The sequence below is a fragment of the Actinomycetota bacterium genome (assembly GCA_005888325.1).
In the GTDB taxonomy this organism is placed as follows: Bacteria; Actinomycetota; Acidimicrobiia; order Acidimicrobiales; family AC-14; genus AC-14.
This window is the reverse complement of sequence record VAWU01000072.1, coordinates 24,889-40,313: the sequence shown is the minus strand read 5'-3', so window position 1 is coordinate 40,313 and position 15,425 is coordinate 24,889. Positions and strand designations below refer to the sequence as shown.

Genomic DNA, 15,425 nt, shown 5'->3' with positions numbered 1-15,425 from the left:
GAACGAATGTTCAGTCGGGCGCGGTGACGGAGATGGGTGTCGCCTGCGCGGGTAGGCGGACGACGAAGGTCGCACCCGCTCCCGGCGCGTCGTCGACGCAGATCGAGCCGTGGTGGGCGGCCACGATCGTCGACGCGATCGATAGGCCCAGCCCAGCCCCGCCGCGTGCCCGGGATCGAGCGCCCTCGAGGGTGGTGAACCGTTCGAAGATGCGCTCCCGGTCCGCGACCGCGATTCCCGGTCCGTCATCGCTTACGGTGAACTCGACGATGCCGTTGAGCTGGCGGATCGAGAACGTCACTGTGCTCCTCGCGTACCGCGCCGCGTTCGTCGCCAGGTTCTCCACCAGGCGGCCGAGGTCGGTGTCACGACCCGCGACTTGCCCCCCCGAGACTTTCGAGGTGTCGATGCGAAGGTTCGTCGTGTGCTCGAGTTGGCGGGCCTGACCCAGTACCAGGTCGTCGAGATCCACGGAGCCGACCGATGCGTCGGGCACCGATCCGTCCGCCTTGGCGAGCACCAGGAGGTCGTCGACCAGATCCTGCAGCGCGCCCAACCGTGCCAGGGCCTCGGCTCGAACCGGGACCACCGTGACCGGGTCGGCGGGCTCGCTCTCGAGCAGCGCGCGCACCCCGGCAATCGGTGTGCGCAGCTCATGACTGGCGTCGGCGACGAACTGGCGCTCGCGAGTGAGAGCTCGCTCGAGTCGCGCGAGCAGCTCGTTCAACGTGTCCGCCAACCGGTCGAGCTCGTCGCCGGTGCCGGGCCGGTCGAGCCGCCGCCGGAGATCCCGTTCGCTGATCGAGCCCACGGTCCGGCGCATGACGTCGACTGGCCTCAGCGCGCGGCCGACGACGATCCAGATGACCCATCCCAGCAGCACGCTCCCGGCGGCGACCATCATCACCAGCAAGCGGAAGAGCGAGGCGCGCATGTCCGAGACGCTGTCCGCCGACCGGGCCACGACCAAGGTCACCCTCGAGCTCGTGGGCGCCGGCCGGGCGAGAACCCGCAGTTCGCCCAGGGTACGGTCGTGCCGGTTGACGAGCCCCCCGGCGGACCGGCCGGGTCGCGCCAACGCCGGCAAGCCTTGTGCAGCGGTGCTCGCACCGAGCACTCGGCCGTCGGCCGCCACGAACTGGACGTAGAGGTCGGTCGGACCCTCGCCCATGGGCAGACCAGTGCCCCGCTTCATCGAGCGCTCGATGAAGTCGGTGTTCGCGGTGAGCGTGGAGTCGATCTGCCGCACCATCTTCCGCTCGACCACACCGACGACGACACGCGCCGCGCCACAGGAAGCCGCCACGACAACCACCAGCGCGCCCGCCGTGATCCGCAGTCGCAGCGACGGGCAACGGCGGAGTCCGCCCGCCATCAGTCGGCCTCCTCGACACGAAGTCGGTACCCACGGCCGCGCACCGTCTCGATGCTGCGCCGGCCGAACGGCTCGTCCAGCTTCCGGCGGAGGTGGCCCACGTATACCTCCACGATGTTCGGGTCTCCGTCGAACGCCGATCCCCACACGGCATCGAGGAGCTCACCTTTGCCGACGGCTTGACCCGCGTGGTCGAGGAAATAGGCGAGGACCTCCATCTCGCGGGCGGTCAGATCGACCGCGCACCCGCCGCGGATGCAGCGCCGGCGCAGCGGGTCAAGGCGAAGATCGCCGACCGCCGGCCACTCCACCCGCCGTTGCGGCCGTCGCAGCAGTGCCCGCAACCGAGCCTGCAGGACGACCATCGAGAACGGTTTGGAGAGGAAGTCGTCGGCCCCGGTGTCGAACCCCTCCGCCTCGCCGTACTCACCGGACTTCGCCGTGAGCATGAGGATGGGTGTCCAGTCGTCATCCGCGCGGAGCGACCGACAGACGCGGTAGCCGTTCATCGATGGCAGCATGATGTCGAGCACGATGACGTCGAAATGCTCGGCCCTTGCCCGCGCCAGGCCGGCAGCGCCATCGGGCACGATCTCGACGTCGAACCCGTCCGCGGACAGACAGCGCTTGACGCCCGCCGCGACGGTCGCCTCGTCCTCGACCATGAGCACTCGCACCCGAAAACGATCTCACGCGCGTCCCTGAGCGCGCAGGTGCATCAAGTGGTAGACCTGCCACCGCTCGAGCAGGGGGCCACGGGCAAAGGGGAGAAGACAGTGCGGAGAGTCTGGGCATCCACGTTCGTTTCGCTCGTCGTTGCCGGAGGCCTGGCGTTCATGCCGGGCGCCGCGGTGGCATCGAGCACCGTCGTCGTGAAGGGAAGCGACGTCGGCACACCGCCCGGACAGCACTGGGCGTTGACCAGTCAGACCGGCTCGTACACCACGGGCTTCGTCACCGGCCCCGGCACCCCTCCGCTGGGCACGGGAAGCTTGCGGCTAACCGTCTCGGGCACGGCGAGCCACATCGCGCTCTACAACTACGACGACGGCCTCTTCTTCCCCGCGCCCGACGTGAAGCTGGCCGACATCGATGCGATCGGTTACTCGACCTACCGCGATGGCGCATCGGTGACCCCGAACATCGTGCCCTCGTACAACATCGAGATCGATCCTGACGGGCCGTCGGGCAACGCGTCGCCCGACTATGCGTCTCTGGTCTGGGACCCCTCCTACAACGGTGGGGGGGTGCTCGACAACACCTGGCAGACCTGGGACGCGTACAACGGCGGCGCGGGGGTGTGGATCTCCACCCGGACCATCCCCGGCGTCTGCGCCTTCAGCTGCCCCGTTGCCTGGAGCACGATCGTCGCGGCCAACCCCAACGCCACCATCAAGTACGGGTTCGGGCCGAACCTGGGGTCGGGCTACAGCGGCGTCCTGACCAACGTCGACAACGTGCAGCTCGGCGTGAGCGGCAACACGACGACCTATGACTTCGAGCCCGCGGCCTGCACCACGAACTGCTACGTCGACGCCGCCCACGGCGACGACAACAACGGCGGCAGCGCCCCGAGCGACGCCAAGAAGACCATCCAGGCGGGGATCAGCGCGGTCTCGCCGAGCGGCACGGTGCACCTCGCGGCGGGGACCTACACCGAGAACGTCGTGGTGAACAAGGCGGTCACGATCAGCGGCGCCGGCGCGGCCACGACCAAGGTTCGCCCCGCGGTCTCCGCTCCCAACCCGTGTGCAGGCTCGTCGCTGTGCGGCGGGGCCGCCAGCAGCGTCTTCCTGGCGGAGTCGGCCAACGTCACGATCACGGGGCTCGCAGTCAACGGCGACAACCCGAGCTTGACCTCGGGCGTGGTGGTGGGCGGGGTCGACATCGACGCCCGCAACGGGATCATCACCAACAACCAGCTCGGCGGCACCTTCGACAACCTGGTTGTCCACGACGTGAACGTGAACAGCGTCTTCCTCCGTGGCATCTACGCGAGCAACGGCGGCACGTTCGACTTCAACCACAACAAGGTCACAAACGTGCGGGGCGACTCGGGCTCGATCGGCATCTTCAACTTCGGCGGGTCGGGCAACATGTCGAGCAACACCGTGTGGCTCACCAACGACGCCATTTCGTCGAACCACTCGTCCGGCGTGACCTTCCTCAACAACGTCATCACCCAGTCGGCCAGTGGCGTGCACACCGACAACGCGGGTGACGGCGGAGGCACCGGCGACGTCATCCAGGGCAACAGCGTGTCCAACTGCCTCCCCGACGGCTACGGCACCTGGGTGTTCGTTCCCTACATCGCGCCCACGGTCGACAACAACACGATCACGGGATGCGCGGTGGGCCTCGCCGACTTCGGCGACGGCGGGAATGCGGTCACCACTGCGTTCACCAACAACACCGTCGACGCGCTGCACGCATCCGGGAGCACGGGCGCCTTCGTCACCACCGACCAGCTCGGCTTCGCCGAAGCCGACGTCAAGGCCACCTTCACGAGCAACAAGCTGCAGAACGCGGACACCGGCCTCGAGGTCGACGAGACCAACGGCAAGGTGGCTACCGTGGCGCTGGCCTCGAACCAGATCACCGGCAACTTTGTCGGAGTCAACAACACGGGCTCGACGAGCGTCGACGCCCGCAAGAACTGGTGGGGGAACGCCAGCGGGCCCTCGGGCTGGTCGATCGGGTCGGGCGACCAGGTGTCGGCCAACGTGCAGTTCTTCCCCTGGAGCACCAACGCGGCATCGACGACGTTCCAGGCCTGCACGATCACCGGCACCAACGCACCCGAGACGCTCAACGGCACCAACGGGAGCGACATCATCTGCGGCAAGGGCGGCAACGACACCATCAACGGCCTGGACGGCAACGACCTGTTGATCGGCGATGGCGGCGACGACACCCTCGTCGGCGGTCAGGGCAACGACGCCATCCTCGGCACGAGCGGCAACGACACCCTGAAGGGTGGCGCGGGCCTCGACTCCCTCCAGGGCGGAGACGGCACCGACACCTGCTCCGATCCCAACCCGTTCCACTTCGCGACGTGCGAGTCGGGGCCATAGCCACGCGGCGCTGAGGCGGCCCGTTCAAGCAGCGCGCGGAGGCGGCCCGAGCTGCGATCGGGGCGCTCGGAGCCGGACGACGTCGTCCTCGAACGCCTCCACGAGCTCCCAGGGCGCGTAGCGCGCCCGACGCTCGAGCGCGCCGAAGATCCGCACGAGGAGCCACGGGCCGGCGACGTTCTTGCGCCCGAAGCCGAGCCGGGTGCCGACGGCCGAGTGGCCCACGACCAGGCCCTCGACGCGCAGGGCGGCGCCGAAGGGCAACAACATCGGGCCGTCCTGCACGAGGCGCACGTCGTCGACCGAGCCGAGCTCCACGCCGTCGGCGTCGACGACGACCGAGTGGAGCAGCTCACTCAGCCGCATGGCCGCTTCCCGGGATGTGGGCGATGACGTGGTCGCGGAACCATCGCTCAGCCGATGCGGTGCCGACCTCGTCGCGGTTGCCCGCGAGCGTGATGTGGTTGCCGATGTCCTGCACCAGGTTGAACGCGATGCGCGCCGGGTCGCGCTCGCCCGGGGACACGATTGCGTGCACGAAGCGCATCCATCCGCCGAAGGTGTCGCGCCTGAAACGGTTCGCCAGCGCGCCGGGGCCCGAGAGGATCGCGGCTACGTAGAGCCGGCCTTCGTCCTCGGTGTAGTCAAGCTCGAGGTCGTCGACCATCCCGGCCATGCGGCCGTCGCGATCGACGAGCTGACGGTCGAGCAGGTGCAGGCCGGCCCACAGGTGCCGAGCCTCCATCACGCCCCTCCCTTCGTGATGATCATGAGCGGGATGGTGGCCAACGAGACCAGCACCAGGATCACCAGGTAGATCGTCGCCAGGGTGTTCAGCACCGGGCCGTTCGTCTTGTCTCCCATGTACTCGCGGTCGTTGGCGACGACGAGGATGGGGAAGTAGGTGAGCGGGAGGGCGGCGGCGGACAGCACGATCGAGTACTCCGTCACCTTCACGGGGTCGACGCCGGTCATGACCACCAGCGCGCCGAGCAGCAGCGCGACGAGCACGACGAGGTGGAACCGCGACGCGTCACGCGGGCGCACGTACTTGCCCCACTGCCACCCCAGGTACTGGGCCACGCAGTAGCCCGCCGACAACGCGGTCTCGAGCGCGGCGCCGAAGGTGGCGGCGAAGATCCCGACGATGAGGCAGGCAAGCCCGAGCTTGCCGATGACGATGCTGACCGGGAGCGCGACCTGGGGCAGCGTGTCGACCGTGATCATCTGGGGCGCGAAGACAAGCGCGGTGAGGGCCATGATCGACAGGGACAGCAGCCCGCCGAGGGGGAAGCCGATGTAGACGTTGGCTCGGTTGACCGCCAGGTCGGACTCGGTCCAGTGCTCCTCGACCGCGCCGGAGGAGAAGAAGAAGACCTCGTACGGGGTCATGGCCGCGCCGAACAGGGCGATGCCGAAGTAGGCGTAGGTGAAGGGCGTCTCTTCTTTGGGGACCGAGGGGTGCGCGGCCTGGGAGAACAGGTGTCCCCAGTCGGGCCCCAGCTTCACGAGCGCGACGAGGAAGGCCAGGAGGGCCAGGCCCAGCAGCCCGAAGATTCGCTCCATCCACTCGAACGGCAGTCGCCAGATCACCACCCAGATCACCACTGCGGCGAGCGGCACCATGAGGAGGTAGTGGACGCTGGCGGCCATCGAGAGCGCGATGGCGACCCCCGCGATCTCCGCCGCGAGGGTCAGGAGGTTGATGAAGGACGAAGCGAGCAGGTTGGCGAGACCGAAGCCGGGACCGAGCCGCTCGCGCACGAGGTTGAACACCGGCCGTCCCGCCACCGCCGCCACCCGCCCGCTCATCTCCGCATAGACGATGATGCCGATCACGCCGACCACGACCACCCAGGCCAGACCGAGCCCGAAGCGGGCACCGGTCGCGCCGTTCGCCACCATGTCGCCGATGTCGACGAAGCCGCCGATGGCCGTGAGGATGCCGAGCGTGATCTGGGCGACCTTCTTCACCGGTGCTGCTCCTGGAAGCGCTGCAGCTTGCGGACGTCGTCCGCCAGCGGCGCGGCCGTCTTCGCCAGGTCCGGGAGCTCGCCCCGCCGCACCGCGACCCGTACGTCGCGGACGTGCTCGAGGGCGTCGCTCAGCACCTGGTCGAGCTCGCGGGCGAGGCCGTCGGCTCGCTCGTCCGGGGGCTGGATCGAGTCGAACGTCCCCTGCACGCCGCTGATCGAGGCTTCGGCGTCGGAGATCAGGACCGAGAGGTAGGGCCCGAAGGCGCGGTCGCGGCTGCCCGCCCGTGCCGCGAGCCGCACCGTGGCCACGCTGGATAATGCGCTCTTGGCCGTGGTGACGGCCTTCCCCCGGTACTTGTCGAACGTGCGCGCCGGTCCCACGGGGTGCGGCACGAGTCGTGTCGCGAGGACGAGGAGCAGCGCAACGGTGGCGACGATCGCGACAGCACCGCGGACCGGGTGACGGGTCACGGGTCGACCTCGTGCTCAGACGACGCGCGGGTGGCCGGCGGTGGGCGCTTCCTGGAAGTCCGGTCGGGCGAGAGTCGGCATCGAATGGCCGGACCCCTTCCCCATTGATCTCCCTGACATTCATCAGGAGCTGAGGCTTCGGCGACCGCGCCGGTCGCCGCGGGCCTCGACGGCTCAGGGCTCGACCAGGACGGCGTCGCCGGGTGCGACCGTGCCCCCTTCGAGCACCCAGGCGTACGCGCGGCTCGTGCCCGGGTGAAGGTTGTGGTCGATGCGCCGGAACTTGCCGTCGGAGAACCAGCGCGCGTTCTTCGCACAGGGGGTGGCGAACGCGGACACCTCGACCAGTGCCGCGCCGATCGTCAAACGCACTCCGGGCCGGATCGTGGCCCAATCGATGCCGGAGACCGTCAGGTTCTCGCCGGCCGCTCCGGGAAAGAGCATGTGACCCTCGGCGTCGAGCGCGTCGATCACGTCACGCGACCAGATGCAGAGGGCCTGCCATGGGCGGCCGTGGTGGCGTCGCTCGGCTTGGTGATCGCCGGCCACGCCCCTGCGACCGATCGTGGCCGACGCCAACGCGGTCTTGGGCACGCCCCCGCTCGACGAGTTGATCTGCACGAGCGTTCCCTGCTGGCTCGGCGCGCCGGCGCCGAGCGCGTGCAGCCCGCGGCCCACGTCGCGCAGGTGGTGCGTCGCGTCATGCACCGCATGACCGATGATCCACCCGGCGTCGACCGTGTCGTCGCCGAGGGTGATCGGGCGAGACCGGTCACCGTCGCTCATGCGAGCGCCCTTCGCGTTCAGCCGTGCGACGTTCTTGTCGAGCTCCCGGATCGCGTGCTCGAGGGTCGCCGGCACCGTCGGTTCGGGTGTCTCGGGCGGCGGTGGCTCGAGCACCGGGTGGTCCTCGGTCAGCGCGAGGTGCAGGAGGTAACCCATCACGCCGGTGACGTCGCGTGAGTGGCTCGCGTACTCGAGTGCGGACCACACTCCGGAAGCGGGCCGCGTGGTCAGGACCGACTCGCCGATGCCCTCGGTGGTGTGCCGCCACATCGGGGCGAGCGCGCGCACCGTGCCGAGCAGATCCTCGTGGCTGTAGTCAGCGGCGTCGAACCCGCACCCGTCGCACGTCTCGTTCGGCACCGGACGAGTCTGCCCTACTCGCCGGTGGACGGATCCGCGAACATCACCAGCGCTCCGTTGCAGTCGTTGATCATGAACGCACGCATGCCCCACTCCATCGTTCCCGGTGGTTGCACGATCTCGACGCCCTGCGCCTTCACGTCGTCGTAGTACTCGTCGAGCTGGGTCACGTACACGGTCATGTACGACGTCCGGGGCTCGGTGGGGTCGGCTCGCGAGAAGTGGAACGTCGAGTTGCCGGCGACGATCGAGCCGTGCACAACGGGGTCGCCCCACGCGAACTCGACCTGCAGGCCCAGCTTGTCCTGGTACCAGAGCAGCGTGGCCAGCACGTCGTCCACGAAGATGATGCTGGACGCGCTCCGGACCCGCTCGGCGTTGCGGGCCCTGGACTCGAACACGGGGGCGGTGGCCATGGCGAACCTCCTTGCGTAGCCTTCGTCGATGACCGTAATGGCGTGTCTCGCCGGTAGATACCGGGAATCGGCCAGGGAGTGTCCGTAGTCGGACAGATCCCTCCGGCGATCGCGGCAGCGTTGCCCGCGCCCGCCCCCGACGCGCCCCGCGCCGTGTTCGTGCGCGCCTTCGAGTATCCGCAGGGCTACCCGGGCCACACCCACCGACATCGCCTGGCCCAGGTCGTCTATCCGGTGCGGGGCGTCGTGTCCGTCGAGGCGTCCACCGGCACCTCGGTGTTGACCAGGCTCACCGCCCTCGCGATCCCACCGTGGCTCGACCATCGGGTGGCAGCCCACGGCAACGCCTCGTTGCGGAGCGTGTTCGTCGACCCCGACCGACATCCCACGCTCGTCACCGACCTCGTGACGCTCCACGTGAGCGAGCTGCTCCACGAGCTGATTCGCGAGGCCGGCCGACACTACACGGACTTCGACGACGATGGCGGCGTGGGCGCCGCGGTGGTCAGCCTCATCGTTCAACTGCTGCCGAGCATGCCGACGTCGGACACATCGGTGTGGCTCCCGCAGATCGAGCATCCGTTGTTGCGCGGCGTTGCCGACGCGCTCGACCTCGACCCTGCAGACCCCACTGCCGCGGAGGAATGGGCGCGCCGTCTCGCGCTCAGCACCCGCCACTTCAGCCGGCTGTTCAAGCAGGAGACCGGCGTGACCTTCTCGACGTGGCGGTCGCTGCACCACGTCAAGCACGCGCTCGTCCTGCTCGCGAGCGGGCACTCGGTCACGCGCGTGGCCATGGACCTCGGTTACGGGTCGACGAGCGCGTTCATCGAGATGTTCAAGCGCTGTACCGGCAGAACGCCGGGCGCGTCGCTCGCCCGCGAGCTCTGAGCAGACGGGAGCCCAGAGAAGACCAAGCGCGCCCTGAGCCTGGTCTGAGGAATCACCTCGATCATGGAAGACGAGGCGCCACCCCCCGTGGCGGACCCGTGAAGGGAGACCGATGGAGACGAAACCGACGACGACCGAGGCGGTCCCTAGGAAGCGCCGGCCGAAGGCGCATCCGGCCCGCCGGGCGCGTCTCGCGGCCGGTTCGGCGAGCGCGGCCGGCATGCTGGCGCTCACCGGCTGGATGGCGGCCGGCGCGCACGCGAACACGACTGCCGCGACCGCCAACCGCGCGGCCGCGGTCACGACCACGCAGGCCGCCGGCTCGGGCACTGCATCTTCGGCCAGCACTGTCTCTTCAGCCGGGGCGCAATCGAGCTACCGCAGCGCGCAGGCGGCCACCCCGACCTCCCAAGTCACGACGTCGAGCCATGGCAGCTGAGCTTCGCTTCCGAGCCATGGGCAGCGATGCCCACGTGATCGTAGTGGGTGGAGTCCCGGCTCTCGTCGAGGGGGCGCGTCGCCGAATCGACGATCTCGAGCGGCGGTGGAGCCGCTTCCTTCCCGACAGCGAGGTCACCGAGCTCACCCGGCGCACGGGGACGCCTGTCGCGGTGTCGGAGGAGACCGTGCTGCTCGTCGAGCGGGCCATCGAGGCGTGGCGGCTCACGGGGGAGCTTCGATCCCACCGTGCTGGGTGACGTCATCCGCGCCGGCTACGACCGGCCGTTCGACGACGTCGGTCCGAGCCCTGCGCCGGGCCGCAGCCCGCTGCTGCTCGGCTGCACCGACATCGAGGTCGACGGGCGGGAGGTCCGTCTCCCTGCCGGCACCGGCTTCGATCCGGGTGGCATCGGCAAGGGCCTGGCCGCGGACATGGTGGTCGCCGAGACGATGGCGGCCGGCGCGGCGCGCGTGTGCCTGAACCTCGGTGGCGATCTGAGAGTCACCGGCCTGGATCCCACCGACGCGGCCTGGACGGTGGCCGTCGAGTATCCCCTGGCGGCGAGGCCCCTGGCGTACGTCGGCCTGCGCGACGGTGCGGTCGCGACCTCGACGACGCTCCGGCGCCGCTGGCAGGTCGACGGCCGGCTCCGTCATCACCTCATCGACCCCTTCACGGGGCTCAGCTCCGACAGCGACCTGACGCTCGTGACCGTCGTGGCCGGCTCGGCCTGGACCGCGGAGGTGCTCGCGAAGGCCGTGCTGCTGCGCGGCTCGACGCATCCGTTCGACCTGATCGACGGCATCGGCGCGGAGGCGCTCATCGTGGACGACGCCGGTTACGTGCGCGCGTCCGCGGGGCTGGCCACGTATCTGGGTGGTGCGCGGTTGGTCGACCGCGTTCCGGTCAGCCCGGCGGTCGCGGGCCTCATGAGCGGAGCAAGACGGTGAAGAGCCAGCTGTTGTGGTACACCGCTCGGTCGAGTGGCATCGTGGCCTGGGCGCTCGTCAATGCGGGCGTCCTGTGGGGATTGGTGCTGAGCACCAAGCTGCTCGGCAAGCGGCCTCGACCCAACTGGGTGCTCGACCTGCACCGCTTCCTCGGTGGGGCGGCGGTGGTGTTCACCGGGATCCACGTCGCGTCCATCGGCTCGACAGCTACGTGCACTTCGGTCTCGTCGACGTGCTCGTGCCGCTCGCGAGCAGCTCGCACCCGGTGGCCGTGGCGTGGGGAATCGTGGCGCTCTATCTCGTCCTCGCGGTCGAGGTCACGTCCCTCCGCGCAAGCAGCTCTCGAAGCGCCTGCGGCGCGCCACGCACTTCGCGAGCTTTCCGCTCTTCGCGCTCGCGACGACGCACGCGCTCTCGGCCGGGACCGACCGCGCCGCGCTCTTGATGCGCTACGGCGCCGCGCTGACCACCGTCTCGGTCGTGCTGCTCACTGCCGCCCGGGTCGTGGGCGGCCGCCGGCGGAAGCCGGTCGACCTCGGCGGCATGCCCCGCCTTGCCCCGCTTCGAGCCACCGCGCCGCGACCTCAACGCGCCGAGATCGAGTACACGGTTCCCGTCGCCCAGTCTCCGACGAGCAGCGCTCCCGATGGGCCGAGAAGCACGGGTACGGGGCTCTTCATCCCCGTCAGGAACGGCGCGACAGATCCCTTGTAGGCGGAGCCGCTCCGGTGGAGCGCGACGCGTTGGACTTTGCCCTTGGCCCATTCCGCTACGAGTGCCGACCTCCCCGCGGTACGGCCGAGCCGGCCGGTCACGATCGCCAGGCCGCTGACGGCGGCGTGCTTGTCGAGCACTGCCGTCGGGTGCGGCGCATCCGTGCACGCGGCGCCTCCCTGTCCGTAGCAGGAGGGGAAGCCCCAGGCCTGCCCTCGGCGGACGACGGCGAGCCAGTCGCCGGGCGTTCGGGCGCCGAGGTCGTCGCGCTGGTTCATCGTCACGAAGAGGTCGCTCGTGCCCGGGTAGTAGGCGAGCCCGATCGGCGCACGGATGCCGCTCGCGTCGACCCGGAGGTCGCTCCCGTCCGGAAGGAAGGAGACCACCGACGCCGCCCACGTCGACGCGGGGGTGCAGTGGTCGCACGGCGCGGAGATCCCCATCCGCATGCGCCCGTCAGGCGCGAGGACGATGCCGTTGTTCTGTCCGGTCCCGGCGGGGAGCGTGAGGATGGTGCGTCGCGTCGCGAACGTGCTTCCGTCGAAATCGCTGTACGCGTCGACCCGTCCGGCCGAGGCGACGTACAGCGACTCGTGGTACCAGAGGAGCCCCAGCGGCGTGTGCAGCCCCGCCACGACCTTGACCGCTCGGGCGCCGGGCCGCGCCGCGACGAACACGCCGTCGTTGCCCTTGTCCGTGTAATCGGCGGTCGCGGCCCAGATCCGGCCCTGTGGATCGAGCGCGAGAGCGGCGACGCTCGGCACTCCCCGCGTGTACGCGCTCGCCTTCAGCCCCGCGAGCCCGCGCAACCCCGCGCCGACAGGTACCAATCCGTCGCCCGATGCCGCCGCGGGTGAGTGTGAGGTGCCGCCGCAGCTCACGGCGATGAGGCCGACGGCCACCAGCGCGGCGATGAGACGAGCCCGCGCCAACCCGCCGGTCGGCGCGGGCTCGGTTCGGACGCCCGTCACACGGGAGCGTAAGACGACGACGACGCGCCGCCGTTCTGCTGTCCTCCCATGTTCGGGCAGTTGGGGTTGCCGCCCGGCCCGCGGGAGTTGCCGTTGCCCGGTTGGTTGGGGGTGGGAGCCGGGGCTGTCGCCGGTGGTTGGGTCGTGGACGGTGTGTTCGACTGCGCCGCCGCGGCGGCCGCGGCCGACAGGCCGTAGGCACCCACTCCAAGTGTGCCGGCGATGCCGGCGATCACCGCCCATCGGCGCAGAGGGCTGGGTCTGGAGTGCTCGGGCAAGATGGCCTCCTCGTGACGCTGTCGATGTGGAGAGTCGAGTTGGCGGCGCACCGCCGGCCTGAGCTTCGCGGGTCCACCTTGGGGCACCCTGCCCGCGACCCCAGAGCTTCCTGTGAGCGCACGATCCGACGCCGGGTGCCGCGGTCTACGGTGCCCTCGCGCACTGACTTTCCGAGTCGAGGGGTGACGATGAACGAGATGCATCTCGAGTTCTTGGCCAGCCCGGAGTGGGCGAAGATGCTCGAGACCGACCTGCTGCCATGGCTCCTCGAGGTGGCGGACCTCGGCGACGACGTCCTGGAGGTCGGTCCGGGCCCGGGTCTGACGACCGACCTGCTCCGGCAGCGGACGCGGAAGCTCACCGCGCTGGAGCTCGACCCCGAGCTCTCGGCCGCGCTCGCCGCCCGGCTGGCCGGCACCAACGTCGAGGTGATCCACGCCGACGCCACCGAGTCGGGCCTCGCCTCGAACCGGTTCTCCGCGGCCACGTGCTTCTCGATGCTCCATCACGTGCCGTCGCCTGAGCTCCAGGACCGGCTGTTCGCCGAGCTCCACCGGATGCTCCGTCCCTCGGGAGCCTTCGTCGCCACGGACTCCGTCGACTCCGAGCCGATCCGCATGTTCCACGTCGACGACGTCTTCGTACCCGTCGACCCCGACACCCTCGGCTCCCGACTCGAGGCCGTCGGCTTCACCGACGTGGGCATCGAGGTCGCCGACTATCAGGTCCGTTTCAACGCCACCAAGCCCTGATCACCTCTCCTTCTTGTCGCGCTCAACCACCGTCACGGTGGTCGAGCGCGACGAGAAGCCGACGTCGTTCAGCCGCGTGACGGCTCACCGCGGGTCGGCGCGGTCGAGGTTCCAGTGGCGGCCCACCGCCGTGATCCACTGGCCGTCGTCACGGGGCATCAGGGCAAAACGGCTGATCGTCCGCTGGCCACCCTCGTGGTCGCCGTACAAGAGATCGACGGTGATGGGCCCCCGTTCGTCGACCGCGTCGCGGATGGTGTCGAAGAGGGGATCGGCGCGGTCGCGGAGGGCACCCTGCCAGAAGCCGAGATCGCCGGCCGGGACGTAGAGGTCGCGAGTCAGGCGCCGGAAGGCACCGGGCTCGCCGTGTGGGCGCTCGCCCGTCGCTCGCCCGGGGAAGAGGTCCCAGCGGTCCAACACCGCCAGACCGCTGCCCACATTTCTCAGCGCGATCGCGATGTAGATCGATTCCTCGGTGACCTCGACGACAGCCCGGCCACCGTCGACCCTGATCCAGTGGTCGTCGACGAAGCCGACCTTCTCGGGCGGGTCCTGCATCCGGGACGGGACCAGCACGGGCCGGATCCCGGCCAACAACGCCCGCTCCGTCGCGCGGGCAGCGCGGTGCGCCGTACGGACCGAAGCGAATGTCGCGGCCGCCAGCACGAGCGTCCCGCCCGCGGTCGACAGCGCGGAGATCGTGGTCCAGTCGGCCATCGGCCGATACTACGAGCGAGCGCAGCGGGCGGCCCGGAGGACCCACCTCCTGGCCTGTAGCATCGGGAGTTCGAGAAAGGCGAACCGATGCGAGTTGCAGCGCCGCTTTCCGTTCGAGCCCGTCACCTGCGGTTCCCGCGGACGTCCGTCGGCCGCCTCGTCCCCGTCATCGTGGGCGTCGCGCTCGCGGGGAGTGCGTTGACCGGCTGTGACCCGCCGCCTCATTCCGTCCCCGTGATCACCGGGCTGAGCTTCCCGAGCGGCTTCTTCGTCACCCCCGACAACACCAAGATCTGGTACTCCGAGCGCTTCAACGGCGAGATCCATCGCCGCAACCTTCAGACGAACAACGACGTGGTCGTGTTCACCGTGCCCAACGTCGTGACCGCCGGCGAGCAAGGGCTGCTCGGCGTGGCGCTGCACCCGAACTACCCCGCGTCGCCCTATCTGTACGCGTACGCCACCCGTCAGGTGGGAGGGGTCGCGCGCAACCAGGTCCTCAAGATCACGATCTCGAATGGTGTCGGCGTCGCCAGCCAGGTCATCTTCGACGCGAGCGCCGGCAGCTTCCACAACGGCGGGCGGATCCACTTCGGTCCCGACGGGATGCTGTACATCGTCGTCGGTGAGAACACCGTGCCGGCGAACGCCCAGGACCTGAGCGCCACGAACAAGGCCGGCAAGATCCACCGGATCACGCCCGACGGCGCCGTGCCGGCCGACAACCCCATCGCGGGCAACACCATCTGGGCCTACGGGATCCGCAACTCGTTCGGCTTCGGCTTCGACCCGACGAACGACCAGCTGTGGGCGAACGACAACGGGCCCGAGTGCAACGACGAGGTCGACCGCATCGTCAAGGGCGGCAACTACGCGTGGGGTCCCCACGAGACGTGCTCGGGCCCCCTCGCCGCGCCCGACAACACGAACCAGGACGGCCCGTTGCCGCAAAGGAAGCCGAAGCACTTCTACGCGTCCACCATCGGCATCACCGGGCTCGGCTTCTGCTCGAGCTGTGGCGCCGGCTCACTCGTCGAGGGCGCGCTGCTGATCAGCTCGTACAACAACGGCCAGATCCACCGTCTCACCCTCAACGCGGGGCGCACCGGGGTCGTGGGCGACGACCTCCTGTTCGACCACACCTCGAACGTCCTCGCGCTCGAGACCCGGGCGGGTCAACCCGTGTACTTCAGCGACCCGAGCGCCATCTACCGGCTCGAAATCTGACGGCTGGACGCCGTCGGTCGACCG

At 69.7% G+C, this 15,425-nt stretch carries 17 protein-coding genes; 6 read left to right on the top strand and 11 right to left on the bottom strand.

Annotation, left to right across the window (positions count from 1 at the left end):
• Positions 1-10: 10 nt before the first annotated feature.
• Together E6G06_21450 and E6G06_21445 are read right to left on the bottom strand one after the other, a co-directional pair.
• A complete protein-coding gene (locus tag E6G06_21450) occupies positions 11-1,375 on the bottom strand; it encodes a HAMP domain-containing histidine kinase (GenBank protein ID TML86049.1) in 1,365 nt (454 codons plus the stop codon).
• A complete protein-coding gene (locus E6G06_21445) occupies positions 1,375-2,052 on the bottom strand; it encodes a response regulator transcription factor (protein ID TML86048.1) in 678 nt (225 codons plus the stop codon). The genes E6G06_21450 and E6G06_21445 overlap by 1 nt, the downstream gene beginning before the upstream one ends.
• A gap of 99 nt (positions 2,053-2,151) precedes the next feature.
• On the opposite strand from E6G06_21445, the gene E6G06_21440 reads away from it, so the two are divergent.
• Positions 2,152-4,449, top strand: coding sequence for a hypothetical protein (locus E6G06_21440; protein TML86047.1), 2,298 nt, complete (start codon positions 2,152-2,154; stop codon positions 4,447-4,449).
• Positions 4,450-4,473: 24 nt separating this feature from the next.
• Here the strand turns inward: E6G06_21440 and E6G06_21435 are convergent, their stop codons facing one another.
• From E6G06_21435 to E6G06_21410, 6 genes are all read right to left on the bottom strand, one after another.
• Positions 4,474-4,815 (bottom strand): hypothetical protein, encoded by a 342-nt coding sequence (locus tag E6G06_21435; GenBank protein ID TML86046.1) that lies wholly within the window; start codon positions 4,813-4,815, stop codon positions 4,474-4,476.
• Positions 4,802-5,194: a hypothetical protein gene (locus E6G06_21430; protein TML86045.1), complete on the bottom strand. Its 393-nt coding sequence runs from the start codon at positions 5,192-5,194 to the stop codon at positions 4,802-4,804. Before E6G06_21430 ends, E6G06_21435 begins: the two co-directional genes overlap by 14 nt.
• On the bottom strand, positions 5,194-6,423 hold the full coding sequence (locus E6G06_21425) for a divalent metal cation transporter (GenBank protein ID TML86044.1): 1,230 nt from the start codon (positions 6,421-6,423) through the stop codon (positions 5,194-5,196). The genes E6G06_21430 and E6G06_21425 overlap by 1 nt, the downstream gene beginning before the upstream one ends.
• The gene (locus E6G06_21420) at positions 6,420-6,896 is read right to left on the bottom strand and encodes a hypothetical protein (protein ID TML86043.1); all 477 of its coding nucleotides are present in this window, start codon (positions 6,894-6,896) and stop codon (positions 6,420-6,422) included. The genes E6G06_21425 and E6G06_21420 overlap by 4 nt, the downstream gene beginning before the upstream one ends.
• 174 nt (positions 6,897-7,070) lie before the next feature.
• Positions 7,071-8,042: an MOSC domain-containing protein gene (locus E6G06_21415; protein ID TML86042.1), complete on the bottom strand. Its 972-nt coding sequence runs from the start codon at positions 8,040-8,042 to the stop codon at positions 7,071-7,073.
• 14 nt (positions 8,043-8,056) lie between these two features.
• Positions 8,057-9,037 (bottom strand): hypothetical protein, encoded by a 981-nt coding sequence (locus E6G06_21410; GenBank protein ID TML86041.1) that lies wholly within the window; start codon positions 9,035-9,037, stop codon positions 8,057-8,059.
• Between E6G06_21410 and E6G06_21405 the strand changes: the two genes are divergently transcribed.
• The 3 genes from E6G06_21405 (at position 8,993) to E6G06_21395 (ending at position 10,741) form a co-directional block, all read left to right on the top strand.
• Positions 8,993-9,349 (top strand): helix-turn-helix transcriptional regulator, encoded by a 357-nt coding sequence (locus E6G06_21405; protein TML86040.1) that lies wholly within the window; start codon positions 8,993-8,995, stop codon positions 9,347-9,349. The two genes, E6G06_21410 and E6G06_21405, sit on opposite strands and share 45 nt — an antisense overlap.
• Before the next feature lie 112 nt (positions 9,350-9,461).
• On the top strand, positions 9,462-9,788 hold the full coding sequence (locus E6G06_21400; protein ID TML86039.1) for a hypothetical protein: 327 nt from the start codon (positions 9,462-9,464) through the stop codon (positions 9,786-9,788).
• Between the two features lie 47 nt (positions 9,789-9,835).
• Positions 9,836-10,741, top strand: a complete 906-nt coding sequence (locus tag E6G06_21395) for a hypothetical protein (GenBank protein ID TML86038.1) — start codon at positions 9,836-9,838, stop codon at positions 10,739-10,741.
• Between the two features lie 584 nt (positions 10,742-11,325).
• Here the strand turns inward: E6G06_21395 and E6G06_21390 are convergent.
• Positions 11,326-12,426 (bottom strand): hypothetical protein, encoded by a 1,101-nt coding sequence (locus tag E6G06_21390; protein ID TML86037.1) that lies wholly within the window; start codon positions 12,424-12,426, stop codon positions 11,326-11,328.
• Positions 12,423-12,704 (bottom strand): hypothetical protein, encoded by a 282-nt coding sequence (locus tag E6G06_21385; protein ID TML86036.1) that lies wholly within the window; start codon positions 12,702-12,704, stop codon positions 12,423-12,425. Before E6G06_21385 ends, E6G06_21390 begins: the two co-directional genes overlap by 4 nt.
• 189 nt (positions 12,705-12,893) lie before the next feature.
• On the opposite strand from E6G06_21385, the gene E6G06_21380 reads away from it, so the two are divergent.
• The gene (locus E6G06_21380) at positions 12,894-13,457 is read left to right on the top strand and encodes a class I SAM-dependent methyltransferase (protein TML86035.1); all 564 of its coding nucleotides are present in this window, start codon (positions 12,894-12,896) and stop codon (positions 13,455-13,457) included.
• Between the two features lie 84 nt (positions 13,458-13,541).
• Here the strand turns inward: E6G06_21380 and E6G06_21375 are convergent, their stop codons facing one another.
• Positions 13,542-14,174 carry a hypothetical protein gene (locus E6G06_21375; protein ID TML86034.1) on the bottom strand — a complete coding sequence of 211 codons (633 nt, stop codon included), beginning with the start codon at positions 14,172-14,174 and terminating at the stop codon, positions 13,542-13,544.
• Between the two features lie 87 nt (positions 14,175-14,261).
• On the opposite strand from E6G06_21375, the gene E6G06_21370 reads away from it, so the two are divergent.
• On the top strand, positions 14,262-15,401 hold the full coding sequence (locus E6G06_21370) for a PQQ-dependent sugar dehydrogenase (GenBank protein TML86033.1): 1,140 nt from the start codon (positions 14,262-14,264) through the stop codon (positions 15,399-15,401).
• Positions 15,402-15,425 lie beyond the last annotated feature (24 nt).